At 71.2% G+C, this 23,494-nt stretch carries 22 protein-coding genes; 9 read left to right on the forward strand and 13 right to left on the reverse strand.

What is annotated here, in order from left to right; all coding sequences use genetic code 11:
• Positions 1 to 69: 69 nt before the first annotated feature.
• Both ACFVYR_RS07605 and ACFVYR_RS07610 read right to left on the reverse strand, forming a co-directional pair.
• On the reverse strand, positions 70 to 273 hold the full coding sequence (locus ACFVYR_RS07605) for a DUF397 domain-containing protein (RefSeq protein WP_384248784.1): 204 nt from the start codon (positions 271 to 273) through the stop codon (positions 70 to 72).
• A gap of 12 nt (positions 274 to 285) precedes the next feature.
• A complete protein-coding gene (locus ACFVYR_RS07610; RefSeq protein WP_384248782.1) occupies positions 286 to 1,158 on the reverse strand; it encodes a helix-turn-helix domain-containing protein in 873 nt (290 codons plus the stop codon).
• A gap of 165 nt (positions 1,159 to 1,323) precedes the next feature.
• Here ACFVYR_RS07610 and ACFVYR_RS07615 point away from each other — a divergent pair, with 165 nt between their 5' ends.
• Positions 1,324 to 1,734 carry an ATP-binding protein gene (locus ACFVYR_RS07615; protein WP_384248779.1) on the forward strand — a complete coding sequence of 137 codons (411 nt, stop codon included), beginning with the start codon at positions 1,324 to 1,326 and terminating at the stop codon, positions 1,732 to 1,734.
• A gap of 46 nt (positions 1,735 to 1,780) precedes the next feature.
• On the opposite strand, the gene ACFVYR_RS07620 is transcribed toward ACFVYR_RS07615, so the two are convergent.
• The 5 genes from ACFVYR_RS07620 to ACFVYR_RS07640 all read right to left on the reverse strand — a co-directional run bounded on the left by ACFVYR_RS07620 (position 1,781) and on the right by ACFVYR_RS07640 (position 7,792).
• Complete coding sequence (locus ACFVYR_RS07620) at positions 1,781 to 2,626, reverse strand: carbohydrate ABC transporter permease (protein ID WP_384248777.1); 846 nt, start codon at positions 2,624 to 2,626, stop codon at positions 1,781 to 1,783.
• Positions 2,627 to 2,628: 2 nt separating this feature from the next.
• Positions 2,629 to 3,576, reverse strand: a complete 948-nt coding sequence (locus ACFVYR_RS07625; protein WP_384248774.1) for a carbohydrate ABC transporter permease — start codon at positions 3,574 to 3,576, stop codon at positions 2,629 to 2,631.
• A 182-nt stretch (positions 3,577 to 3,758) separates the two neighbouring features.
• Positions 3,759 to 5,126 (reverse strand): extracellular solute-binding protein, encoded by a 1,368-nt coding sequence (locus ACFVYR_RS07630; RefSeq protein ID WP_384248771.1) that lies wholly within the window; start codon positions 5,124 to 5,126, stop codon positions 3,759 to 3,761.
• 228 nt (positions 5,127 to 5,354) lie between these two features.
• On the reverse strand, positions 5,355 to 6,038 hold the full coding sequence (locus ACFVYR_RS07635; protein WP_384248768.1) for a response regulator: 684 nt from the start codon (positions 6,036 to 6,038) through the stop codon (positions 5,355 to 5,357).
• Positions 6,035 to 7,792: an ATP-binding protein gene (locus tag ACFVYR_RS07640; RefSeq protein ID WP_384248765.1), complete on the reverse strand. Its 1,758-nt coding sequence runs from the start codon at positions 7,790 to 7,792 to the stop codon at positions 6,035 to 6,037. The genes ACFVYR_RS07635 and ACFVYR_RS07640 overlap by 4 nt, the downstream gene beginning before the upstream one ends.
• A gap of 281 nt (positions 7,793 to 8,073) precedes the next feature.
• Here ACFVYR_RS07640 and ACFVYR_RS07645 point away from each other — a divergent pair, with 281 nt between their 5' ends.
• Positions 8,074 to 9,492: a cation:dicarboxylate symporter family transporter gene (locus ACFVYR_RS07645; RefSeq protein ID WP_384248763.1), complete on the forward strand. Its 1,419-nt coding sequence runs from the start codon at positions 8,074 to 8,076 to the stop codon at positions 9,490 to 9,492.
• Between the two features lie 164 nt (positions 9,493 to 9,656).
• Here ACFVYR_RS07645 and ACFVYR_RS07650 read toward each other — a convergent pair whose 3' ends face one another.
• A complete protein-coding gene (locus ACFVYR_RS07650; protein ID WP_384248760.1) occupies positions 9,657 to 10,256 on the reverse strand; it encodes a TetR/AcrR family transcriptional regulator in 600 nt (199 codons plus the stop codon).
• A 186-nt stretch (positions 10,257 to 10,442) separates the two neighbouring features.
• On the opposite strand from ACFVYR_RS07650, the gene ACFVYR_RS07655 reads away from it, so the two are divergent.
• Positions 10,443 to 12,143, forward strand: coding sequence for an MFS transporter (locus tag ACFVYR_RS07655; protein WP_384249531.1), 1,701 nt, complete (start codon positions 10,443 to 10,445; stop codon positions 12,141 to 12,143).
• Between the two features lie 191 nt (positions 12,144 to 12,334).
• The gene (locus ACFVYR_RS07660; protein ID WP_384248758.1) at positions 12,335 to 12,955 is read left to right on the forward strand and encodes a dihydrofolate reductase family protein; all 621 of its coding nucleotides are present in this window, start codon (positions 12,335 to 12,337) and stop codon (positions 12,953 to 12,955) included.
• On the opposite strand, the gene ACFVYR_RS07665 is transcribed toward ACFVYR_RS07660, so the two are convergent.
• Complete coding sequence (locus tag ACFVYR_RS07665; RefSeq protein WP_384248755.1) at positions 12,952 to 13,758, reverse strand: alpha/beta fold hydrolase; 807 nt, start codon at positions 13,756 to 13,758, stop codon at positions 12,952 to 12,954. The two genes, ACFVYR_RS07660 and ACFVYR_RS07665, sit on opposite strands and share 4 nt — an antisense overlap.
• Before the next feature lie 165 nt (positions 13,759 to 13,923).
• Here ACFVYR_RS07665 and ACFVYR_RS07670 point away from each other — a divergent pair, with 165 nt between their 5' ends.
• Positions 13,924 to 14,847 (forward strand): MerR family transcriptional regulator, encoded by a 924-nt coding sequence (locus tag ACFVYR_RS07670; RefSeq protein ID WP_384249528.1) that lies wholly within the window; start codon positions 13,924 to 13,926, stop codon positions 14,845 to 14,847.
• A gap of 26 nt (positions 14,848 to 14,873) precedes the next feature.
• Positions 14,874 to 15,500, forward strand: a complete 627-nt coding sequence (locus tag ACFVYR_RS07675) for a DsbA family protein (RefSeq protein WP_384248752.1) — start codon at positions 14,874 to 14,876, stop codon at positions 15,498 to 15,500.
• Positions 15,501 to 15,548: 48 nt separating this feature from the next.
• On the opposite strand, the gene ACFVYR_RS07680 is transcribed toward ACFVYR_RS07675, so the two are convergent.
• Positions 15,549 to 15,803, reverse strand: a complete 255-nt coding sequence (locus tag ACFVYR_RS07680) for a hypothetical protein (RefSeq protein ID WP_384248750.1) — start codon at positions 15,801 to 15,803, stop codon at positions 15,549 to 15,551.
• Between the two features lie 171 nt (positions 15,804 to 15,974).
• On the opposite strand from ACFVYR_RS07680, the gene ACFVYR_RS07685 reads away from it, so the two are divergent.
• The 3 genes from ACFVYR_RS07685 (at position 15,975) to ACFVYR_RS07695 (ending at position 19,166) form a co-directional block, all read left to right on the forward strand.
• A complete protein-coding gene (locus tag ACFVYR_RS07685) occupies positions 15,975 to 16,367 on the forward strand; it encodes a MerR family transcriptional regulator (protein ID WP_384248748.1) in 393 nt (130 codons plus the stop codon).
• Between the two features lie 39 nt (positions 16,368 to 16,406).
• Entirely contained in the window at positions 16,407 to 16,739 is a 333-nt protein-coding gene (gene trxA, locus ACFVYR_RS07690; protein WP_384248745.1) for a thioredoxin, read from the forward strand.
• A gap of 180 nt (positions 16,740 to 16,919) precedes the next feature.
• Complete coding sequence (locus tag ACFVYR_RS07695) at positions 16,920 to 19,166, forward strand: HelD family protein (RefSeq protein ID WP_384248743.1); 2,247 nt, start codon at positions 16,920 to 16,922, stop codon at positions 19,164 to 19,166.
• Here ACFVYR_RS07695 and glgB read toward each other — a convergent pair.
• From glgB to ACFVYR_RS07710, 3 genes are all read right to left on the reverse strand, one after another.
• On the reverse strand, positions 19,141 to 21,594 hold the full coding sequence (gene glgB, locus ACFVYR_RS07700) for a 1,4-alpha-glucan branching enzyme (protein WP_384248741.1): 2,454 nt from the start codon (positions 21,592 to 21,594) through the stop codon (positions 19,141 to 19,143). The two genes, ACFVYR_RS07695 and glgB, sit on opposite strands and share 26 nt — an antisense overlap.
• A gap of 26 nt (positions 21,595 to 21,620) precedes the next feature.
• A complete protein-coding gene (locus tag ACFVYR_RS07705) occupies positions 21,621 to 23,060 on the reverse strand; it encodes a maltokinase (protein WP_384248738.1) in 1,440 nt (479 codons plus the stop codon).
• A gap of 140 nt (positions 23,061 to 23,200) precedes the next feature.
• The coding region (locus ACFVYR_RS07710) for an alpha-glucosidase C-terminal domain-containing protein (RefSeq protein WP_384248735.1) at positions 23,201 to 23,494 on the reverse strand (294 nt) is incomplete at its 5' end.

Raw genomic sequence — 23,494 nt, forward strand, 5'->3', positions numbered from 1 at the left:
GAACTCATGTCACAGTTCTGTGCCCGCCCCGATTTCCAGGCCCCGGACTCATCGCCACGTTTCGGGCCGTTACGGCGCCGGGGACTCGGTGCGTATGGAGGTGACGGAGGCCAGGAACGTGGTCCAGGCCTCCGTGGCGAAGGAGATGCGGGTGCCTTCGGGGCGGGTGGAGTCGCGGAGGGTGAGTCCGCGGGGGGTGTGGAGGGCCTCCAGGCATTCGCCGTTCTGCTGGCTGTAGCTGCTCTTGAACCACTCGGGCGAACGCGACGGCATCGGCTCTCTTCCTTAGCTGCGGGCCAGTTCTCTGGCGACCTTCGTGATGAGGGACTCCGATTCCAGCGCGCTCAGTGCGGCCGCCCGGATGTGGTCGAAGGCGCTGGTGTAGTGCCGTGTGTCCTCGGCCGACTCCAGGTAGGCGTGACTCGTGAAATTCTCCAGGAGGACCACTTCGAGCTCGGCCGGAGCCGGGAAGCTGTAGAGCAGAAAGGGGAGCATCCCGCCCTTGCACGCCCCTGCGGTGAAGGGTAGTACCTGCACGGTTACGTTCGGAAGCTGTGCCAGTTCGGCCAGGTGAACCAGCTGCTCACGCAGTACCGCGCCCCCGCCGACCTGTTGGCGCAATGCGGCCTCGCCGAGCACCATCCAGACGTCCAATGCCGGAGGGTCGGATCGGGCCAGTGCCTTCTGGCGCTCAAGTCGGACGCGGACTTTGGTCCGCTGGTCCTCGGACAGGGGCCCGGCCGAACCGCCCTGGATCACAGCTGTGGCGTACGACTCGGTCTGGAAGAGCCCAGGGATGATGCTGGGCTGGAAACCGCGGCAGTGCGAGACCTCTTCCTCCAGGCCGATCAAGTCCAGGAAATCGCGCGGGAGTTTGTCCTCCAGGGAGCGCCACCAGCGCTGGCGCTTGCCCTCGCGGGCGAGAGAGAGCCAGCCCTCGCGCTCGACGGGGTCCTCGAGTCCGTACAGGTCGAGGAGTACCCGAAGGTCGAGCTGACGGATGCCGCTGCGTCCCGACTCGATACGGCTGACCTTTGCCGCGTGGCAACTCAAGGTCTCCGCCGCGTCCTCCAGGAGCAGACCTTTCCGTTCCCGGAGCCGACGCAAATTGGCGCCGAGGACGCGGCGACGCACGTTCGGATGCTGCTCAACAGCCATACAGGCCCCCTGGTTTGCGGGTTGTCGGCTCCAGGTTAGTCACGATGTACACGGTGCGCTGAAGTTGTGGTGTTTCGCTTGCACCTTTCACTACGTGCACTGCACTCTACGGAGAGCGACTCCGCGCTCACTGCCCGCTGTTCAGGCAATGCGAAGGGAACTCCCATGTCTGTGTCCGACGAAGTCACCTGGCAACTCCCCCGCACGCCACGCAGTGCGCACCGTGCCCGCGCCCTCCTGCGCGAGCAGTTCGCCGCATGGAAGGTCGACGGTGAAGTGACGGACGCAGCCGAGCTGTTGCTGTCGGAGCTGGTCACCAACTCCATTCAGCACGCCTTCGTCCCGGCCGACCGGCATATCGGTCTGCGGCTCGCCCGCTACGAAGGGCGGGTGCGGATGGAGGTGGCCGACGCCGGGTCGGGTCGGCCCGCTCCCAGGTCGGCCGGTCCGGAGGACGAGCGGGGGCGCGGCCTCGCGCTCGTCGTCGCGCTGGCCGCGCGGTGGGGATGCTGCCCACGACGGCACGGGATCGGCAAGGCCGTATGGGCGGAACTCGACGAGGTGACTGTCCCCTGATCACGGCCATTACGCAGAGGGCTGTCACCGGTCATCAGTGACGGCCTCACCCCTTCACCGCTCCGCCCAGCGCGAAGCCCCCGCCCAGCTTCCGGGAGACCAGGACGTACAACAGGATCACCGGCGTCGAGTAGAGGATCGAGAACGCGGCCAGCTGGCCGTACACCACCGTCCCCTTGTTGCCGAAGAAGTCGTTGATGCTGACCGACGCCGGCATCTGTTCCGGGGTGAGCAGGAGCATGAAGGGGACGAAGAAGTTGCCCCACATCATGACGAAGGAGAAGACCGTCACCACCGCCACCCCGGGGCCCATCAGGGGGAGGACGATGCGGATGAGGGACTGGAATGACGACGCGCCGTCCGTCCACGCCGCCTCCTCCAGCTCCTTCGGGACGCCGTCCATGAAGTTCTTCATCAGCCAGATGGCGAAGGGGAGTTGGGACGCGGCGAAGAAGAAGATCGTGCCCTGCATCGTGTCGATCAGGTCGACCTGTACGAAGAGCGCGTACACCGGCACCATGATCGCCGTGATCGGCAGGCTCGTCGCGAAGAGGATCGTCAGCATGAAGGGGCGGTTCAGGCGCGACTTGTAGCGGGAGAGCGGGTAGGCCGCCAGCGCCGCGCAGACCACCGTGAGCAGCGTGCCGCCGCCGCAGAGCAGCAGGCTGTTGAGGAGCGGGGTGAAGGTGATCTCGGGGGTCAGGACCTGGTCGTAGTTGTCCAGGGTGAGGCCGTCGGGGAGCCGCACGCGCAGGTCCGCCTTCGGGTCGAAGGAGGAGAGGACCACCCAGGCGAGGGGGAGCACGAACGCCGTTGCCACGATCAGGAGTCCCGCGTCGGCCGCCAGGCGGTGGGTCGTGCGGCGGGAGAGTCCGGTCCGCTTCGGCTTCACTTTCAGACCTCCGTACGCAGCAGGCGCGTGTAGACGAGGGAGAAGAGCGAGCCGACCAGGAGGAGGAGCAGGGCCACCGCCGTCCCGTAGCCGATCATGCTTTTCTGGAAGGCCTGTTCGTACATGAACAGGGGGAGGGTCTGGCTGCGGTTGCCCGGGCCGCCGCGCGTCATCACCCAGATCAGCCCGAAGACGGAGAGCGTCTGCAGGGTGTTGAGCATGAGGTTCGTGCCGATCGAACGGCGGATCATCGGCAGCGTGATGTGCCACATGCGGCGCCAGCCGCTCGCGCCGTCGACCTGCGCGGCCTCGGTGATCTCCTTGGGGATCTCGTTCAGGGCGGCCGAGTAGACCAGCATCGAGAAGGCCGTGCCGCGCCAGACGTTGGCGAACGACACCGCCAGGATCGGCAGGGTGAACATCCAGTTCTGGGACGGCAGATGGAGGAAGTCGAGCACCGCGTTCAGGGTGCCCTCGCGGCGGAAGAAGGCGTAGAGGAGGAACCCGGCGACGACCTCCGGCAGGACCCATGCCGTGACGACGATCGCGCCCGTGAGCGTGCGGACCGGCTTGGAGGCGCGCTGCATGAGGGTGGCGAGCGCCAGGCCCAGGGTGTTCTGGCCGATGAGGGAGGAGAGGACCGTGAAGACAAGGGTGAGCCAGACCGCGTTGATGAAGCGCTCGTCGCCGAACGCCTCACGGAAGTTGTCGAAACCCACGAAGCTCGACTCGGCCTGGCCGGTGAGCTGGAGGTCGGTGAAGGCGATGTACGCGCAGTAGCCGATCGGGCCCGCGAGGAAGAGGGCGAGCAGGATGACGGCGGGGGAGACGGGCAGCGCCCGGAGCAGGCCGCGCCGGGCGCGGGTCCGGGGGCCGGGTGGTGCGGGGGCCGGGCGGCCCGGCGACGTCTTGGCGACGCCGCCGGGGCCCGCGGAGGATGCGGAAGTCACGTAGGGCACTCATCTCTCTCGTCGCGACGACGGTGCGGTGACTGCGACTGCGGCTGCGATTGCGACTGTGGGTGTGACTGCGGCCGTGACTGCGGCTGTGACTGTGACCGTGATAGGCAGCGGCACAGACAATGGCGCACGCAGTGGCACAGACAATGCCGCAGGCAACGGCCCGCGCGCCGCTACCTGCCGACCACCTCGCCGTCCGTCGCCGAGTCGACCTCCTCGTCGTAGTTCCTCGCCGCTTCCTCTACCGAGCCGTCACCCGTCGTCACCGTCTCCATCGCCTCCTGGATCGCCGTGGAGACCTTGGGGTACGCGGGGTAGGCGGGCCGGTAGTGCGTGGTGGAGACCAGGTCCGTGAAGAACTTGATGCCGGGCTGCGCCTGTACGTACGAGGGGTCGGCCGCCACGTCCTTGCGGACCGCGATACCCGAGTTGGCGATGTACCACTTCTTGGCGTTGGCCGTCGTCTGCATCGTCTCGATGAACTTGAAGGCCAGGTCGGGGTTGTCCGCCTTGGCCGGGATCGACCAGGTCCAGCCGCCGGACATGCTCACCTTGCCGGGTGCCCGGCCGGTCTGCGTCGGCATGGCGGCGAGGCCCAGCCTCTTCGACCACTGGGGCCACTCGTGACCCGCGCCCTTGCCCCAGTCCTGCGGGAGCCACGAGCCGTCGAGGTTGATCGCCAACTTGCCCTCGGGAAGAAGTTCACCGCGTACGCGGGTGGCGAAGTTGGGGTCGAGGGCGTCCGAGACGTCGGGGCCGAGCTTCTCCTTGTAGACGGTCTCCACGAACTTCAGGGAGTCCTTGAAGCCCTTGCTGCCCGTGATCCACTTCTTCGACTTCGGGTCGTAGAGCGGATCCTCGCCCGTGCCGTACGCGAGCATCTCGAAGCCCTGCATCGCCGCCGCCTCACCGGCCGGCTTGCCGGTGTAGACGTTGAGCGGGGTGACGTCCGGAACCTTCTTCTTGACCGTGCGGGCCGCGTCGAGGACCTCGTCCCAGGTCTTCGGCTGCCAGTCGGCGGGCAGGCCCGCCTTCTTGAAGACGGCTTTGTCGAACCAGAGGCCGCGGGTGTCCGTACCGTCCGGTACGCCGTACGTCTTGCCGTCGGCCGCCTTCGCCGCCGTCTTCGCCGTGCCGATGAACTGGTCCCAGTCCTTCCACTTGTTCAGGTAGGGATCGAGGGGTTTCAGGTAGCCGCTGGTGATGTCCGAGTTGATGAGGAACGTGTCCTCGTAGACCAGGTCGGGCGCGGTCTTCGGGGAGCGCATCATCTGCTGCAGCTTGGTGTAGTACTCGGAGTCCGGCGCCTTGATCGGCACCAGCTTGACCTTCTTGCCGGGGTTCTCCTTCTCGAACTGCTTCTTGATCTCGCCCAGATAGGTGTCCATGACCTTGATCTGGTTGTCCGTGGACTGCTTGAAGGAGACCTTCACGGTGTCGGGGTCGTCGCCGGAGCCGCCGCCGCACGCGGTGAGGGTGCCGGCGGCGAGCAGGGCGGAGGCGGCGAGGAGCAGGGGGGTGGTGGTGGGGCGCACGGGCACGACCTCCTACTGGCCGACGCGGCGGGGTCGCCACGTGGGGTGCGACGGGGTGCAGCGGGGCGCAACGCGGGTTGCCCGGTGAACGTACGGGCGTGTTCGGAGCAAGGTCAATGCCCCTGCGGGGGCTCTGAATTGATGCTTGTCATCAACGTGACAACGTTATTATCGGGTGTGGAGGTGTGGCGGTGTGGCGTACGTCGGTGAGGCGTCCAGGGCGGGGAGGCGGGCTCATTCGCTCGCGGCGAGCCAGCGGTAGACCAGTTCGGGGCGGCCGACGTGGCCGTACTGGGGGCTGCGGGCGGCGCGGGCGGTGTCGACCAGGTGTTCCAGGTAGCGGCGGGCGGTGATGCGGGACAGGCCCGCCGACTGGGCCGCCGTGGTGGCGGTGAGTCCTTCGGGGGCGGCGCGCAGGGTGCGCACGACGCGTTCCAGGGTGGGGCCGCTGAGGCCCTTCGGCAGGTCGGCGGGGCCGGGCGCGCGCAGGGTGGCGAGCGCGCGGTCGACCTCGTCCTGACCGGAGGCCTCGCCCTCCGCGGCGGCGGAACGGAACTCCGCGTAGCGGGTGAGGCGGTCGCGGAGGGTGGCGAAGGTGAAGGGCTTCAGGACGTACTGGACGACGCCGAGGGAGACGCCCTCGCGGACCACGGCCAGGTCGCGGGCCGACGTCACAGCGATCACGTCCGTGGGGTGTCCGGCGGCGCGCAGGGAGCGGGCCAGCTGGAGGCCGTGGCCGTCGGGGAGGTGCAGGTCCAGGAGGATCAGGTCGACCGGGGTGCGGTCGAGGACGCGGCGGGCCTCGGCGGCGGAGTGGGCGGGGCGGGGGACGGCCTCGAAGCCGGGGACGCGGTTCACGTAGAGGACGTGGGCGTCGGCCGCGACGGGGTCGTCTTCGACTACGAGTACGCGGATCACTGGGCGTCTCCCTGGTCGGGTCTCTCGTCCTTCGGCGGGCCGGTGTGCGGCCTTCGGCCAGGGGCGCGTGTGTCGGTACCCGGCACGGGGGGTGGGCCGGCCTCGTCCTCGTCGGCGACCCGCGCAACCGTGCAAGTCCTCGTCGGCAGCGTCACCTCGAATTCCGCGCCGCCCTGCGGGGACTCCCGGACCGTCAGGGTGCCGGTGTTGCGGGTGACTGTCTGGCGGACCAGGGCGAGGCCGAGGCCGCGGCCCGTCGGGGACTTCGTCGACCAGCCGCGTTCGAAGACGGAGTGGCGGCGGCCGGGGTCGACGCCCGGACCCGTGTCCGAGACGCGGAGGAGGAGGCCCGCCTCGTCGGCCCGGGCCGTCACGGTGACGCGGGCCACCGGTGAGCCCTGCGCCGCGTCGACCGCGTTGTCGATGAGGTTGCCGAGGACCGTCACCAGGTCGCGGGCGGAGAGCGCCTCCGGGAGCATGCCGTCGTCGATGCTGCTGTCGGCCGAGACGACCAGCTCGACGCCGTGCTCGTTGGCCTGCGCCGCCTTGCCGAGCAGCAGCGCCGCGAGGACGGGTTCGTTGACGGCGGCCACCACCTGGTCGGTGAGCGCCTGGGCCAGCTCCAGTTCGGCGGTGGCGAAGTCGACGGCCTCGTCCGCGCGGCCGAGTTCGATGAGGGATACCACCGTGTGCAGGCGGTTCGCCGCCTCGTGGGCCTGCGAGCGCAGGGCCCGCGTGAAGCCGCGTTCGGAGTCCAGTTCGCCTGCCAGCGCCTGGAGTTCGGTGTGGTCGCGCAGGGTGACCACCGTGCCGCGGCGCTCGCCGCCCGTCACGGGGGACGTGTTGAGCACCACCACGCGGTCGGCGGTCAGATGCAGTTCGTCGACCCGCGGCTCCGTGGCGAGCAGCGCGCCGGTCAGCGGGGCGGGAAGGCCGAGTTCGGCGACGTTGCGGCCGATGACGGGGCCGTCGGGGACGCCGAGCAGTTCTCGGCCGCCGTCGTTGATGAGGGCGACCCGCCGCTGTCCGTCCAGCATCAGCAGCCCCTCGCGTACCGCGTGCAGCGTCGCCTCGTGGTAGTCGTGCATGCGGCTCAGCTCGGCGGCGTTCATGCCGTGGGTGCTGCGGCGCAGGCGCGCGTTGATGACGTACGTCCCGATGCCGCCCAGGACGAGCGCCGCCGCCGCGACGCCGAGCAGCGCGACGAGCCGGCCGCGGGCCTTCGCGGTGATCTCCTCGATGGTGATGCCGGCGCTGACCAGACCGACGACGCGGCCCCGCCCTTCCTCCGGCCCCGCCAGGACCGGGGTGACCACCCGCACCGAAGGGCCCAGCGTGCCCGTGTACGTCTCCGTGAAGGTCTCGCCGCGCAGCGCGGCCGCCCGGTGGCCGAGGAAGCGTTCGCCGATGCGCCGCTCGTGCGGATGCGTCCAGCGGATGCCGTCCGGATCCATGATGGTGACGAAGTCGACGCCGGTGTCCCGCTGCACCCGGGACGCGTACGGCTGGAGCTCCTTCGTCGGGTCGCTGCCGAGGACGGCCTCCCGTACAGAGGGGGAGTCGGCGACCGCGCGCGCCGCCGCGGTCGCCTGGCGGCGCGCGGCCTCCTCCGCCTGGTGCTTGTCGCTCAGGTACGTGAAGAGGGCGCATCCGGCGACGACCACCGTGACCAGCACGATCTGCATCGCGAAGAGCTGGCCGGCCAGGCTGCGGGGCAGCCTGCGGGGGCGGCGCGCGGGGCGGGTGCGGGACATGCTGACAGTCTGCCTCTTCGTACACATGGTCGAGTGCCCGAGCGGGGCCATCGCCAGTGATCACCAACGACCGCCAGTGATCACCAACGACCGCCAGAGATCACTAGCGATCACCAGAGATCACCGGCGATCGCCGGTGATCGTGTAAGCGCGAACTAAATGAACGCAAGGGTGACCGCCCTCACAGCGCGAGAGATAGTCACCGGGATCGCCCAGGACGTGAGCCGCACGCACCGCAGGCACGCACCACAACGCCGACGTCGTCGTTCAAGGAGGGCCCCGTGACCACCACGGCCGACCCACAAGCGCAGCCCGCAGCCAAGCGGGACCGCACGCACTACCTCTACCTCGCCGTGATCGGCGCCGTGCTGCTCGGCATCGCCGTCGGCTTCATCTGGCCGGACTTCGCCAAGGACCTGAAGCCGGTCGGCTCCGGCTTCGTCGATCTGATCAAGATGATGATCTCGCCGATCATCTTCTGCACGATCGTGCTCGGCGTCGGCTCGGTGCGCAAGGCCGCCAAGGTCGGCAAGGTCGGCGGGCTCGCGCTCGGCTACTTCATGGCGATGTCCGTCGTCGCGCTCGCCATCGGCCTCGTCGTCGGCAACATCCTGCACCCGGGCTCGGGCATGGACATCACCGAGTCCGAGAAGGGCGCGGGCCACGAGGCGGCCGACCAGGCGGACAAGGGCCTCGTCGACTTCGTGATCGGCATCATTCCCAAGACCTTCGTCTCCGCCTTCACCCAGGGCGAGGTCCTCCAGACGCTGCTCGTCGCGCTGCTCGTGGGCTTCGCGCTGCAGGCCATGGGCAGCTCCGGCGAACCGGTCCTGCGCGGCATCGGGCACATCCAGAAGCTGGTCTTCCGGATCCTCGGCATGATCATGTGGGCGGCCCCGGTCGGCGCGTTCGGCGCGATGGCGGCCGTCATCGGCGAGACCGGCGTCGACGCGCTCAAGGCGCTCGCCACGATCATGATCGGGTTCTACGTCACCTGCGCGCTGTTCATCGTGGTGGTGCTCGGCACGCTGGTCCGGGTCGTGACCGGGGTCAACCTCTTCAAGCTGCTCAAGTACCTGGGCCGCGAGTTCCTGCTCATCCTCTCCACCTCGTCCTCCGAGTCCGCGCTGCCGCGGCTCATCGCGAAGATGGAGCACCTGGGAGTCAGCCGCCCGGTCGTCGGCATCACGGTCCCGACGGGCTACTCCTTCAACCTCGACGGCACGATGATCTACCTGACGATGTCCTCGCTCTTCATCGCCGACGCCATGCACCAGCCGCTCGGCGTCGGCGAGCAGATCTCGCTGCTGCTCTTCATGATGATCGCGTCGAAGGGCGCCGCGGGCGTCTCCGGTTCGGGCATCGCGGTCCTCGCGAGCGGCCTGCAGTCGCACAAGCCCGCGCTGGTCGACGGGGTCGGCCTGATCATCGGCGTCGACCGCTTCATGAGCGAGGCGCGCGCCCTCACCAACTTCGCGGGCAACGCGGTCGCCACGCTGCTGATCGGCACCTGGACCAAGGAGGTCGACAAGGAGCGCGTCACGGCGGTCCTTGCCGGTCAACTGCCGTTCGACGAGCGTACGTTGGTGGACGACGGTCACGAGGTCGCGGGGCCCTCGGGGGCGGGCGGCGCGGATGCGAGTGACGCGGACGCCGTGCCGGAGCGGCGTGACGAGGGCCAGGAGCCGGTGAAGGTGTAGCCGTACCGTAGCCATCTCCGTATCCGTATCCGTATCCGCACTCGCGAGGGGGGGGCGGGGCGCCATTGGCACCCCGCCCCCCCTCGCTACGATCCGGACAGTCGGAGCCCCCGGTTCACGCCCGCTTCCGCTCCGACCGACGAGTGACCCGGCCCGGCCCACCCCTACGGCAAAGCCGCAATGATCTCCCGTGCTCGTTCCGCCGGAACCCCCGCCGACAGGAGCGCCGTCGACGCGGCGGCCAGGCCGGCGTCCTTCGGGTCCAGCAGTCCGTCGTTGACGGCCTCCATCAGGCCGAAGAGCTGCTGTTCGTGGACGTACGCGAGGGCGGCGGGCGGCAGCGGGGAGAAGAACGAACCCTGGGCGAGGCCGTGCCGCAGTACGTTCACGCACTCCGCGCGGACGGGGGCGAGGCGCTGCCTGATGCCCTCCATCGCGACGCTGCGCTGGGCGAGCGCGACGAGCAGTCGGTAGCCGTCGGCGATCTCCCAGACGGCGACCATCGAGTGGGCGAGCGACTCGGCCGGGTCGTCCGACCGCGCACGCCCGGACGCGTGGGCCGCGGCGACCGCCTCGACCGCGCCGTCGATGAGCGCGCCGATCAGCGCATCCCGGCTCGGGAAGTGCCCGTAGACCGTCCTGCGGACGACGCCCGCGGCGCGCGCGATCTGGTCCATGGAGGCGTCCGGATCGCGCAGCAGCTCGGCGAGTGCCACCTCCAGGATGCGGCGGCGGTTGGCGTCGGCTCGGCTCATGGGCTCCATTGTGCACGCGCTGACGGGAGGGGTCCGGGGGGTTCGCCGAGGAGCGTTCTCTGCCCCGTTTTGCACATTGGTGTGCAATGGCGTACGTTGCACAGTCGTGTGTAATTGCACAGTGCTGTGCAAGGTCACCGGGCAAGCAGAAACGTACAGGGAGCAGGGAAGGGTGAGGCTTCGGTGGCTCTCCTCATGAAACAACCGGTCGACGAGATGAAGCAGCCGTACGCGCGCCGCTGGTGGGCGCTCGGCGTGCTGTGCCTGAGTCTGCTGATCATCGTCATGGCCAACACGGCGCTGACCGTCGCCGCCCCCGACATGACCAAGGACCTCGGGCTCTCCAGCTCCGACCTGCAGTGGGTCATCGACGGCTACACCGTCCCGTACGCCGCGCTGATGCTGCTGCTCGGCGCGATCGGCGACAAGTACAGCCGGCGTGGCGCGCTCGTCCTCGGCCTCGTCGTGTTCGGCGCGGGCTCGGTCGCGGGCTCGCTCGTCGACAGCTCCGGCGCGGTCATCGCGGCCCGCGCGGTGATGGGCCTCGGCGCGGCGATGATCATGCCGGCCACGCTGTCGCTGCTCGCCGCGACGTTCCCGCGGGCGGAGCGGGCCAAGGCCATCGTGCTGTGGACCGCCACCGCGGGCCTCGCCATCGCGGCCGGACCGCTGGTCGCGGGCGCACTCCTGCAGAACCACGGCTGGGCCTCGACCTTCCTGATCAACGTGCCGGTCGTCGTCGTCGCGCTCGTCGGCGCCCTCGTGCTCATCCCGCCGTCCAAGGCGGGGCACAGCAACCGCATCGACTACGTCGGCGGGCTGCTCTCCGTCGTCTGGACCGGCTCGCTGATCTACATGATCATCCAGGGCCCGCACTTCGGCTGGGACGCCAAGGCCATCTCGGCGGCGGTCGTCGCGGGCGTCGGCCTGCTGGCCTTCGTCGCCTGGGAGCTGCGTCACCCGCACCCGATCCTGAACGTCCGCCGCTTCCTCGACCGCCGCTTCGCGGGCTCGAACCTGGCGGTGGCGCTCTTCTTCCTCGCGGTCTTCGGCGCGTTCTACTACCTGACGCAGCACCTGCAGTTCGTGCTCGGCTACAACCCGCTGGAGACGGGCGTGCGCATGCTGCCGCTCGCGGGCGCGGTCTTCGTCGGCTCGGCGCTGACCGGCTACCTGACCCCGCGTGTCGGCATGAAGATCACGGTGTCGGCGGGCATGGTCGCGGGCACGGTGGCGCTCGCGCTGCTCACGCAGGTGGACGCCGGGTCCTCGTACGGGGACTTCGTGGCGCCGCTGATCGTCCTCGGCCTGGCGATCGGCCTCGCGCTCTCGCCCTGCACCGACGCCATCATGGGCGCGTTCCCCGAGTCCGAACTGGGCGTCGGCGGCGCGGTCAACGACACGTCCCTGGAGCTGGGCGGCTCGCTCGGCATCGCCATCCTGGGCTCGGTGCTCGCCAGTTCGTACTCCTCGAAGCTGGCGGACGCGGCCGAGGCCTCCGGCACGAAGCTGCCGGCCGGCACGCTCGACACGGCGCAGGACTCGGTCGGCGCCGGTTACGCGGTGGCGCAGGGCATCGGCGAGAAGGCGCAGGCGGTGGCCGAGAAGGCGGCCCACGCGAGCTCGCAGCAGCAGGCGGCGCAGCTCAAGGGCCAGGCCGACCAACTCGCCCAGGGCGCGGGCAAGATGGCGGACGCGGTCGGTTCCGCGTTCTCGGACGCCGTGGCGCACACGAGCCTGATCGGCGCGGGGATCCTCGGGGTCGGCACGGTGCTCGTGGCGGTACTGCTGCCGCGCAAGGGCCGGGACGAGCAGGCGGAAGGGTCCGCGTCGGCCGATGGCGCGGGCTCCTCGGACGATCGCTCGACGGGCCGGGAGTCGCAGCTGCGGAGCTGAGCCGCATCCTGCGTGTGATCACCCGTCAGCCGGGCCGCCCCCTTTCCGGGGCGGCCCGGCTGCGTTGTGCTCGAAGCCATTGACACCACTCCAAGTGAAGTACTACGTTCAGACCACTTCAACCGGAGTGCATCGACAAGCGATCAATGAGTGCGACCACTGCCACCGCTTCCAAGAAGCCAGGAGCCCCTATGCGAAAGCTCGTCTACTTCATCGCCGTCAGCCTCGACGGATTCATCGCGGCGGCCGACGGCTCCGACCCCACGGGCCCCGACGGCTTCTGGCCCGTCGCGCAGGACTACGTCCAGCACCTCGCCGAGACGTACCCCGAGACCCTCCCCGCCCCGGCCAGGGACGCCCTCGGCATCACCGCGGAGGGGACCCACTTCGACACGGTCCTCGAAGGGCGCCGCACCTATCTGAACGGCTTCGCCGCCGGATTCACCAACTGCTACCCCCACCTGCGGCACCTCCTCTTCAGCCGCACCCTCGCCGAGAGCCCCGACCCCGGCATCGAACTGGTCGCCACCGACCCCGTCGAGAAGGTGCGGGAGCTGAAGCGCGAGGACGGCAAGGACATCTGGCTGTGCGGCGGCGGGGAGCTGGCCGGGGCGCTGCGCGGCGAGATCGACCGGCTCGTGGTCAAGCTGGGCCCGCTCACGCTCGGTTCGGGCACGCCCCTGTTCTCGCACAAGACCGCCTTCGACCCGGTCCTGTACGAGCGCACGGACGCCGTCCTCCTCGACAGCGGCACCGTCTTCCTCACCTACGACAAGGCCGCCGCGCGGTCCGCCGGGGACGTGGGGGTCTAAGCCGTGACTCCGGTGTTCAGCCGGTGTCCCTCGCCCGCCGCCGCCCGCAGCAGTACGTCGGTCAGTTCGCCGGGCGTGGAGAGCATCGGCCAGTGCCCCGTCGCCAGTTCGAAGAAGGTGGCGCGCGGGTCGGCCAGCTGCTGGACCAGCGGCAGGCCCGACGCCACCAGGGCTTCGAGCCCGGCGATGTCCATCGTCCCGCCGGTGGTGCAGAAGATGCCGGTGGTCGGCAGTGCGGCGACCGCCCGCGAGATCCGCAGCTGCTGGGCGTACGGTCCTGCCGGGGCCGGCGAGGCGAGGCGCGCAAGCCGGTCGAGCGCCTCCTCGGGAACGCCCGCGAGGTTCCCGTGGGCCCGCCACTCCGCCGGGGTGGGCGCCGGGATCCGCCAGCCGTCCTCGGCCCGCTCCTGCCGGCGCAGGGTCCGCTCGCGGGCCGGTCCGTCCGGCATCTGCTCGCGCACCTGGTCGATCATGGAGTAGCCGTCCTGGGGCATGGGCGAGTCCAGGTACACGAGCCGGGAGATCCGGTCCGGGCGCAGGTCGGCGGCGCCCACGGACGGGTAGCTGCCGTAGCAGTAGCCGACGAGCACCACCTCGGGCGCGTCGATGTGGTCGATCAGCTGGGTGAGGTCCTCGATGTGGGTGTCGAGATCGACCCCGGGACCCGCCAGGTGGCGGCGGTCGCCGAGCCCCGTGAGCGTCACCGCGTGCACTTCGGCCCCGCCCGACCGCAGCCCCGCGGCCACGTCCCGCCAGAGCCAGCCGCCCGTGTACCCGCCCGACACCAGCACGAACGTCGTCATGAGTCCTCCTCGTACGCTGCGATCCGCGGGGTCCGGCCGAGGGGCCGCCCGCGTCCGCCGGTACCGTAGGAACTCCCCCTGAGGGAGGTTCAAGCCGTGTCGCCCGACGGATTGCGGCCCGAAAGCACGCCGCCCGACGGCCCGTGGGGCACCGGGCAGCTCGGCCTGTGGAGCATCGGACAGCTCGCCGAGCGTGCGGGCGTCTCCGTCAAAACCGTGCGCTTCTACTCCGACCGGGGCCTGCTGCCCGAAGCCGCCCGCAGCGGCGGCGGCCACCGGCGCTACGGCCCCGAGGCGCTCGGCAGGCTCCGCCTCATCCGCTCCCTGCGCACCCTCGACCTGCCGGTCCCCGACGTGAGCCGCGTCCTCGACGAGGAGGACCAGCTGGAGGACATCGTCGAGGGACAGCTGAAGGAGGTCGGTTCGCGGCTGACCGCCCTGCGCTGGCGCGAGGCGGCCCTGCAACTCCTCATCGGTTGCTCCGCCGAGGAGCGCGCCGAGCGGCTGCGCCTGATCGGCGCGGTGTCCACGCCTCCCGGCACGGCCGCGCTCGCCCGGTTCTGGCGGTGCTGGCTGCCGGCGCGCCTTCCGGCCCGGCTTGTCGCGGCCGTCGTCGACCAGGCGGTGCCGGTCCCGCCGGACGCCCCCGTCCCGGCCCAGGTGCTCGCCTTCGCACGGTTGCAGGAGTTCGTCACGGACCCCTGCTTCGTCTCGGGCCCCCGCGCCGGCACCGACTACGGCCGGCCGGAAGCGCACGCGCCGGGAAAGGGGTACCGCCCCGCCGTGCTCTACGAGGGCCTCCCCGAGGCGTACGAGCTGGTGGCGCCGGAGCTGCGATCCGGCCGGGCCCCGCGACCCGGCGAGGCCCTCGACTGCTTCGTCGCCGTCCACGCCGCCGCACTGAACCGCCGCGACACCCCGGACTTCCGCCGCGACCTGCACCGCATGCTCGCCGCCGAACCCCGCATCGACCGCTACTGGCAGCTCACCGCCGAGGTCCTGACCCCACCGCCGCACCCACCGGAGCCGACACCCGGCGCCGCCGACAACTGGCTCCGCGCGGCCCTGAGTGCGCGGACACCCGCCTGAACTCCGCAGCGGCGTACGGTGGTTGAGTGACCACCGACACCGATCCCGACCGGCGCGCCGTGGGCGTCGACTTCTGGTTCGACCCCGTCTGCCCGTACACCTGGATCACCTCGCGCTGGCTGCGGGAGGTGGAGAAGGTGCGGGGCATCGACGTGCGGTGGCGGGTCATGAGCCTCGCCGTACTCAACGAAGGCCTCGCCCTCGATCCGGAGGACCCGGAGGGGCTGTGCGGGGAGTACATGAAAGCGCCCGTGCGCATCTGCGCGGCGGTCCGCGAGCGGTACGGGAACGCGGCGCTCGGCCGGTACTTCGACGCGCTCGGGGAGCGGATCCACCGGCGACGGGACTGGGCGGGCACGGGGGCCGCGCTCGCCGACGCGGGGCTGCCCGCGGAGCTCGAAGCGGTGGCGATGACCACGGAGTACGACGCCGCGGTGCGCGCATCGCACGAGGCGGGCATCGCGCTGGTGGGCGACGACGTCGGCACACCGGTGCTCTCCGTGGAGGGCACCGGCGCGCTCTTCGGCCCCGTCGTCTCCCCGGCGCCGAGGGGCGAGGCCGCCGGGCGGCTGTGGGACGGCGTGGTGCTGATGGCCGGGGTGGAGAACTTCCACGAGTTCAAGCAGGCCTACGGGGAGCCGGACTTCGGCTGAGCGGGGCGCCGGGGCGGCCCGAGCCGTGGCCCGGCGGTGGCGCCTCGCTCAGCTGCAGATCTTCGCGCTCGGGGTGGCGTAGAAGTCGCGGTAGCAGGTGGGCAGCCGGCCCTGGAGGTCCTCGCTGCCCACGGGCGTGATGACGTACTTGGGGCGGTGGAGGTGACCGTCGTTCACGAAGGCCGGAGCCACGGAACCCACGCTCGGGTCCTCGTCCGCCGGGGCGGCGACGGCGGGGGCCGCCGAGATCACTCCGGCGGCGACAGTGGAGAGCACGGCGGTGGCGAGAAGTCGTACGCGCATGGAAGGAAGCTCCTGGAGCTGGACGTCATGGCACTGAGGCCCTTCCCGAGCGTTTCGCGCGGCAGGCCTCACCGCCGCGCAGTTCACCCGATCGCTCCCGCACGCGGCCCGGCCGGGCCCCCGGCCGCACTCGCTGGCCTTGACGCCCACGTCAAGGATTACCGTCTGGGTATGCGAATCGGCGAGCTCGCGGCGCGCGCGGGGACGACCACGCGGACGCTGCGCTACTACGAGTCGCGCGGGCTGCTCCCCGCGCGGCGGACCGGCAACGGCTACCGCACGTACGACGAGAACGACGTGCGGCTCCTGGAGCAGATCAGGGTCCTCCAGGACTTCGGGTTCGACCTGGAGGAGACCAGGCCGTTCCTGGAGTGTCTGCGCTCCGGCCGTCCTGAGGGCGACTCCTGCCCCGCGTCGCTCGCCGTGTACCGCCGCAAGCTCGGTGAACTCGACGCGCTGATAGCCGAGTTGGGTGCTGTGCGCGAGCAGGTCGGGGCACAGCTCGCGCGCGCCGAGGCGGCGTTCGTGAGCGGCCCCGAGCCGCGGTGCGAACTGACGGGATGACGTCACGCGATGACGTCACGGGATGAGGGGAGTGGGCACATGAAGGCAGCGGGAGTGGCCGAGGTGACGGACGCGGACTTCGCGGGGGAGGTGCTGGGTGAGGCGGACCGGCCCGTGCTGGTGGAGTTCACGGCGGACTGGTGCGGGCCGTGCCGGCAGCTGGCGCCGGTGCTGAGCGAGCTGGCGCGCGAGGAGTCGGAGCGGCTGAAGATCGTGCAGCTGGACGTGGACCGCAGTCCGGAGACGGCGATCGCGTACAAGGTGCTCTCGGCGCCGACGATGATCGTGTTCCGGGGCGGGGAGCCGGTGAAGCAGATGGTGGGCGCGCGGGCCAAGCGGAAGCTCCTGGCCGAGCTGGCCGACGTGCTCTGAGCGGGGCGGGCCGCCGCAGGACCCGCTGCGGCCCGCGCCACGAGAAATGCCCCGGACGAATTGACGTCCGGGGCATTTGCCTTGGTATATTGGATTCTTTCGCGAAGCTCTGCCCATTTGTGTTCCGGGTGGCTCCAGCGGGAAGTTCAATAAGAGCACTGTAACTGGCGAGGGGCTGAATTGTCAACCGAGGAATTGCGGGAAGAGCAGCAATTCGTCTCCGGGCTGTACGCACGCCTGGACGCGCTGCGCGAGGAGGCCGAGACCGCCGTGCAGACGTCGTTGTCGCAGGTGGACACGGGTCTCCAGGCGCGCCTTGAGCGCGATGTACTGGTGGCCGAGCAGTCGGGGCTGCTCGCCGCGCTCGACGGGGGAGAGAACGGACTCTGCTTCGGCAGACTCGAATTCCGTGACGGCCGTGACCACCACATCGGACGCATCGGTATCCGCGCGTCCGACACCGAACGCACCCCGCTCGTGATCGACTGGCGTGCCGATGTCGCGCGCCCCTTCTATCTCGCGACGGGTCATACGCCGATGGGCCTGCGCAGGCGCCGGCACATCACCACGAAGGCCCGCGAGGTCACCGCCCTGCACGACGAGATCCTGGACCTCGGCGACACGACCCGCACCGGCCACGAGGGCGCCGACGCCGACGAGGTCCTGCTCGCCGCGCTCGACTCGGCCCGCACCGGCCGCATGCACGACATCGTGCAGACCATCCAGGCCGAGCAGGACCGCATCATCCGCGCCCCGCATCGCGGCGTCCTCGTCGTCGAGGGCGGCCCGGGGACGGGCAAGACGGTCGTGGCGCTGCACCGCGCCGCGTTCCTCCTCTACGCCCACCGCGAGCTGCTCGCCAAGCGCGCCGTCCTGATCGTCGGTCCGAACCCGGCCTTCCTCGGCTACATCGGCGAGGTGCTGCCCGCCCTCGGCGAGACCGGCGTACTGCTCTCCACGGTCGGCGAGCTGTTCCCCGGCGTGACCGCGACCGCCGTCGACAGCCCCGAGGCGGCCGAGGTGAAGGGCCGCGCGGAGATGGCGGACGTGCTCGCCGCCGCCGTACGCGACCGCCAGCAGATCCCCGAGCCCGGCGAGCCGCGGATCATCGAGCACGACGACGGCGATCTGATCCTGGACTGGACGATCGCCTACGAGGCGCGGGAGGCGGCCCGCGCCGCCGACGTGCCGCACAACCTCGGCCGCCCGCACTTCGCGTTCCGGATCATCGACGCGCTGACCGAGCAGCTCGCCGAGCGCATCGGCCACGACCCGTACGGCGGCCCGAACTTCCTCGGCCCCGACGACATCGCCCAGCTCGGCAAGGCCATCGCGGCCAGCCCCGACGTGCACGCCGCCATCGAGGAGCTGTGGCCCACGCTCACGCCCCAGCGCTTCGTCGCCGACTTCCTCGCGGAGCCGACGGGCCTGTCCGAGCGGGACGCGGACGCCGTCCGCCGTCCGTACGACGCGCCCTGGACCGCCGCCGACGTGCCGCTGCTCGACGAGGCGGCCGAGCTGCTCGGTCACGACGACAGCGCCGAGCGGGCGGCGGCCGAGGCCGAGCGGGCCAGGGAGATCGCGTACGCGCAGGGCGTGCTCGACGTCTCGCGCGCGTCGCGGACGTACGAGTTCGAGGACAAGGACGAGGACGACGCCGAGGTCCTGCTCGCGCACAACATCATCGACGCGGAGCGGATGGCCGAGCGCCAGGAGGAGAGCGACCACCGCAGCGCCGCCGAGCGCGCGGCGGCCGACCGCACCTGGGCGTTCGGGCACATCATCGTCGACGAGGCGCAGGAGCTCTCCGCGATGGCGTGGCGGCTGCTGATGCGGCGCTGTCCCACCCGGTCCATGACGCTCGTCGGCGACCCCGCGCAGACCGCCGAAGCGGGCGGCTGCGGCACGTGGGAGGGCATCCTCGCGCCGTACGTCCAGGACCGCTGGGAGTACACCCGGCTCGGCGTCAACTACCGCACGCCCGTGGAGATCATGGACGTCGCCGCCGAGGTGCCACGCCTGGAGAACCCGGACTTCCGGCCGCCGAGCTCGGTGCGGTCCACGGGTGTACGCCCCTGGGCGCGCCGCACGGACGACCTTGCCGCCGCCGTGGCCGGCGCGGTGGCCGCCGAGGCCCGCGACGAGGGCCGCCTCGCGGTGATCGCCCCGCGCGAGCTCCACGCGGAGCTCGCCGCACAGCTGCCCGGAGTGACGGCCGGGCGGACCCCGGACCTGACGCGGCCGGTCGTCCTGATCGACCCGCGTCAGGCGAAGGGCCTGGAGTTCGACACGGTCCTGGTCGTCGAGCCCGCCCGGTACGGCACGAGCGACCTGTACGTGGCGCTGACCCGGGCCACGCAGCGCCTCGGCGTGCTGTACGCCGAGGAGCTGCCGGTCGCTCTCAAACAGGTCGCAGCCACACCGTAGCCAGCGGCGGCAGGGTCAGGCGCAGGGAAGCGGGACGGCCGTGGGACGCCACCGGCTCCGGTTTGAGGGGATCGGGGTTGGTGACGTCGCCGCCGCCGTAGCGGGCCTCGTCCGTGTTCAGGACCTCCTGCCAGGCGGCGAACTCGTCCGGCACGCCCAGGCGGTAGCCGTGCCGGACGACCGGCGAGAAGTGCGAGACGGCGAGCAGCGGGGCGGCGTCGGCGTCCTCGGCCGGGTAGCGCAGGAAGGCGAAGACGTTGTCCTCGGCGGCGTCGCCCTCGACCCAGGCGAAGCCCCCGGGGTCGGTGTCGCGCTGCCACAGGGCGCCCTCACGCCGGTAGACGGTGTTCAGCTCGCGGACGAGGTCGCGCACGCCCCGGTGGTCGGCCTCCGCGCCGTACGCCGGGTCGAGCAGCCACCAGTCCGGGCCGTGCCCCTCCGACCACTCGGCGCCCTGCGCGAACTCCTGCCCCATGAAGAGAAGTTGCTTGCCGGGGTGGGCCCACATGTAGGCCAGATAGGCGCGGTGGTTGGCGCGCTGCTGCCACCAGTCGCCCGGCATCTTCGACACCAGCGAGCGCTTGCCGTGGACGACCTCGTCGTGCGAGATGGGCAGGACGTAGTTCTCGCTGTACGCGTACACCATCGAGAACGTCATCTCGTTGTGGTGGTGCTTGCGGTGCACCGGCTCCTTCGCGACGTAGTCGAGGGAGTCGTGCATCCAGCCCATGTTCCACTTCAGGCCGAAGCCGAGGCCGCCGCGTGCTGGACTGTTGGGGCCGCCGGGGCCCTGGTGGTGCGTCGCCCGGGTCACGCCGTCCCAGGCCGTGGACTCCTCGGCGATGGTGACGACGCCGGGCACGCGGCGGTAGACGGTGGCGTTCATCTCCTGGAGGAAGGCGACGGCGTCGAGGTTCTCGCGGCCGCCGTGCGCGTTCGGGGTCCACTGGCCGTGCTCGCGGGAGTAGTCGAGGTAGAGCATCGAGGCGACGGCGTCGACGCGCAGGCCGTCGATGTGGAACTCCTCGCACCAGTACGTCGCGTTGGCGACGAGGAAGTTGCGGACCTCCTTGCGGCCGTAGTCGAATTCGAGGGTTCCCCAGTCCGGGTGCGCGGAGCGGGCCGGGTCCTCGTGCTCGTACAGGGGCCGCCCGTCGAACTCGGCGAGCGCCCAGTCGTCGCGCGGGAAGTGCGCGGGCACCCAGTCCATCAGGACGCCGATGCCCTCCCGGTGCAGGGCGTCGACGAGGAACTTGAAGTCGTCGGGGGTGCCGAGGCGGGCGGTCGGCGCATAGAAGCCGGTGACCTGGTAGCCCCAGGAGCCGCCGAAGGGGTGCTCGGCGACGGGCATCAGCTCGACGTGGGTGAAGCCCAGGTCGGCGACGTACGCGGGGAGCTGCTCGGCGAGCTGACGGTACGTCAGGCCCGGTCGCCAGGAAGCGAGATGCACCTCGTACACCGAGAAGGGCGCCTCATGGGCCGGCCGCTCCGCGCGGCGCGCGAGCCACTCCTGGTCGTGCCACTCGTGGTGCGACTCGTGCACGACCGAGGAGTTGGCGGGCGGTATCTCGGTGCGGCGCGCGAGCGGGTCGGCGCGCAGGGTCGTGGAGCCGTCGGGCCGGGTGATCTCGAACTTGTACAGCTCGCCCTCGCCGACGGACGGCACGAACAGCTCCCAGACCCCGCTGCCGCCGAGCGAGCGCATCGGGAAGCCGGTGCCGTCCCAGAAGTTGAAGCCGCCGATCACCCGCACGCCCCGGGCGTTGGGCGCCCACACCGTGAACCGGGTGCCGGTCGCCCCCTGGTGGATCATCGGCCTGGCCCCGAGCGCCTCCCACAGCTGCTCGTGACGCCCCTCACCGATCAGGTGCAGGTCGAACTCGCCGAGCGAGGGGAGGAAGGAGTACGTGTCGTGGATCTCCAGCTCCGTCTCCTCGTACGTCACGTGCAGCCGGTAGTCGTCGGGCGCGGCCCGCAGCGCCACGACCGCGGAGAAGAACCCGTCGCCGTCGTCGCGCAGCTCGGCGCGCAGCTCGTCGGCGACGACGGTGACCGCCTTCGCGTAGGGCCGCAGCGCCCGGAAGGCCACGCCGCCGGGGACGGGGTGGGCGCCGAGGACGCCGTGCGGGTCGTGGTGCGTGCCGCTCAGGAGCCGGGCGCGGTCCTCGGCGCCGACGGGGGACTCGGTGACGGGCGGCGGCGTGGCGCCGGGCGCGGTCACGGCCCTGGCGGCGGCGCCGGTGCCGGTCTCCGCCCCGGCCGCCGCCCCGGAGTTCTCCGCCGGTGTCTGCGGCGCCGCCGGTTTCGCGCTCTTGGCGGCCTTCGCGCTCTTGGTGCTCCGCGTGCTCTTCGCGGGCTTCGCCGCCTTCCGGCTCTTCCCGGTCGGGGCGGCGGTTTCGTCGGACGGTTTGCGGGGGCGCGGGGTCACTGGGGAGGCCTCCTCAGGAGGGGTGGTCAGTGGGCTTCGTCGGCGGAGCCGTCCTCCGCGAGGCGGCGCACCGCGGCCAGCGGGACCGGCAGCCAGTCGGGGCGGTGGCGGGCCTCGTAGAGGACTTCGTAGACCGCTTTGTCGGTCTCGTGGGCGCGCAGCAGTACGGGATCCATACGGGGGTCGCGGCCCGAGACCTCCGCGTACCCCGAGCAGTACGCGGCCCGGCACTCCTCGGCCCAGCCGGGCTCCCGGGTGCCGTGGGACGCCGCGTAGTCGAAGGAGCGCAGCATGCCCGCGACGTCGCGGGCCGGCGGCTGCGGCAGGCGGCGCTCGGAGAGCGGACGCGCGGGTTCGCCCTCGAAGTCTATGAGCGACCACTCGCCGTCCGGGGCGCGCAGGCACTGCCCGAGGTGCAGGTCGCCGTGGATGCGCTGGGCCGTCCACGACTGGCCCTCGCCGCCCAGGTCGGCCAGCGCCTCGAAGGCGGTGAGCAGCCCGGGGGCGTACGGCCGCAGGGCGGGGACGGCCCGCGCCGCCGCGGTGAGGCGGTCCGCCATGGCGTCGGCGGCCGCCTCGACCTGCGCCCGGCCCAGGGTGACGGTCACCAGCGCGGACGCGAGCGACGCGTGCACCTCGGCCGTGGCGCGGCCGAGGGCCCGCGCCTCGCCGGTGAAGGACTCACCCTTGGCGCGCATCCGCAGCGCCAGTTCCCAGCCGTCCTCGGCCCCGGCCAGATACGGCTGGAGCACCCCGAGGCCGGCGGCCTCGCCCGCACCGCTCGTGCCGTCGCCGAGGTCGGCGAGGAACCAGGCGGCGGGCGCGGGCACCCGTGCGCAGCCCGCGCGGGCCAGCTGCAGCGGGAGCTCCAGATCGGGGTTGAGACCGGGCACGACGCGGCGGAACAGCTTGAGGATGAACGTATCTCCATAGACGAGCGAGGAGTTGGACTGCTCGACGCCGAGCAGCCGGGGACGGAGTCCCAGGGGGATCTCGACGCCCATGTCGCGCTCGAAGCGGAGCACGCCGTGCCGCCCCGGCATCCGCAGCCGCTCAAGGAGCAGCTCGGCGAGGTGCGGATCGTGCAGCGCCTCGTACACCGTTTGGCCGGCGAGCGGGCCCTCGGTGACATGGCCGATCAGGGCGGGGGCCAGGTGCGGCGGCAGGACGCGGCGCACGCCGAGCAGCAACTGGTAGCAGTCGGGGGCGCGTTCGGCGCCGGGTCCGTCGAGTGCGGCACCCTGCGCGGACACGACCGGCTGGCGGACCCGCAGGAGCAGGTGGAGCAGGCCCGACGGCGAGCTGCGCGGCAGGAGTTCGGTCGCCGTCACCGCTTCCAGGGCGCTGATCGGGCGGCCCTTCCCGGCGAACCACCGTTGCCGGGGCAGCCATTCGCACAGCAGCGGGTCGAGCGAGGCGAGCAGCGCGGTGGCGTGCGCACTGGGACGGGTGGCGGCTTCCGACATGGCGTCGCGTCCTTTCCGCGTCGCGGACAAGGCAGGGTGCGGTAGTGCCGGTGGTGCGTGGAGGGGGTGCCGGTCGTGCGTAGGAGTGCCCAGGGCGGGGCGGTGGAAACCGCCCCGCGAGGGCGTCGCGCTGCCGGAGCCTACGCCGGTTCCTTGCGCAGCCGGAACCAGTAGAACCCGTGGCCCGCCAGCGTCAGGAGGTAGGGCAGCTCACCGATGGCCGGAAAGCGCACTCCGCCGATCAGCTCCACGGGGTGGCGCCCCTCGAAGGTCTGGAGGTCGAGTTCGGTGGGTTGGGCGAAGCGGGAGAAGTTGTGGACGCAGAGGACGAGGTCGTCCTTGTATTCGCGGAGGAAGGCGATGACGGCGGGGTTGGAGGAGGGGAGTTCGGTGTAGGAGCCGAGGCCGAAGGCGGGGTTCTGTTTGCGGATTTC

The sequence above is a fragment of the Streptomyces sp. NPDC058284 genome, from assembly GCF_042881135.1.
In the GTDB taxonomy this organism is placed as follows: Bacteria; Actinomycetota; Actinomycetes; order Streptomycetales; family Streptomycetaceae; genus Streptomyces.

Excerpts from the sequence above, each read along its gene's own strand:
- ACFVYR_RS07605 (WP_384248784.1), bottom strand. The coding sequence starts at position 273 with ATGCCGTCGCGTTCGCCCGAGTGGTTCAAGAGCAGCTACAGCCAGCAG.
- ACFVYR_RS07610 (WP_384248782.1), bottom strand. The coding sequence starts at position 1,158 with ATGGCTGTTGAGCAGCATCCGAACGTGCGTCGCCGCGTCCTCGGCGCC.
- ACFVYR_RS07615 (WP_384248779.1), top strand. The coding sequence starts at position 1,324 with ATGTCTGTGTCCGACGAAGTCACCTGGCAACTCCCCCGCACGCCACGC.
- ACFVYR_RS07640 (WP_384248765.1), bottom strand. The coding sequence starts at position 7,792 with ATGTCCCGCACCCGCCCCGCGCGCCGCCCCCGCAGGCTGCCCCGCAGC.
- ACFVYR_RS07650 (WP_384248760.1), bottom strand. The coding sequence starts at position 10,256 with ATGGAGCCCATGAGCCGAGCCGACGCCAACCGCCGCCGCATCCTGGAG.
- ACFVYR_RS07655 (WP_384249531.1), top strand. The coding sequence starts at position 10,443 with ATGAAACAACCGGTCGACGAGATGAAGCAGCCGTACGCGCGCCGCTGG.
- ACFVYR_RS07660 (WP_384248758.1), top strand. The coding sequence starts at position 12,335 with ATGCGAAAGCTCGTCTACTTCATCGCCGTCAGCCTCGACGGATTCATC.
- ACFVYR_RS07665 (WP_384248755.1), bottom strand. The coding sequence starts at position 13,758 with ATGACGACGTTCGTGCTGGTGTCGGGCGGGTACACGGGCGGCTGGCTC.
- ACFVYR_RS07680 (WP_384248750.1), bottom strand. The coding sequence starts at position 15,803 with ATGCGCGTACGACTTCTCGCCACCGCCGTGCTCTCCACTGTCGCCGCC.
- ACFVYR_RS07685 (WP_384248748.1), top strand. The coding sequence starts at position 15,975 with ATGCGAATCGGCGAGCTCGCGGCGCGCGCGGGGACGACCACGCGGACG.
- trxA (WP_384248745.1), top strand. The coding sequence starts at position 16,407 with ATGAAGGCAGCGGGAGTGGCCGAGGTGACGGACGCGGACTTCGCGGGG.
- ACFVYR_RS07705 (WP_384248738.1), bottom strand. The coding sequence starts at position 23,060 with ATGTCGGAAGCCGCCACCCGTCCCAGTGCGCACGCCACCGCGCTGCTC.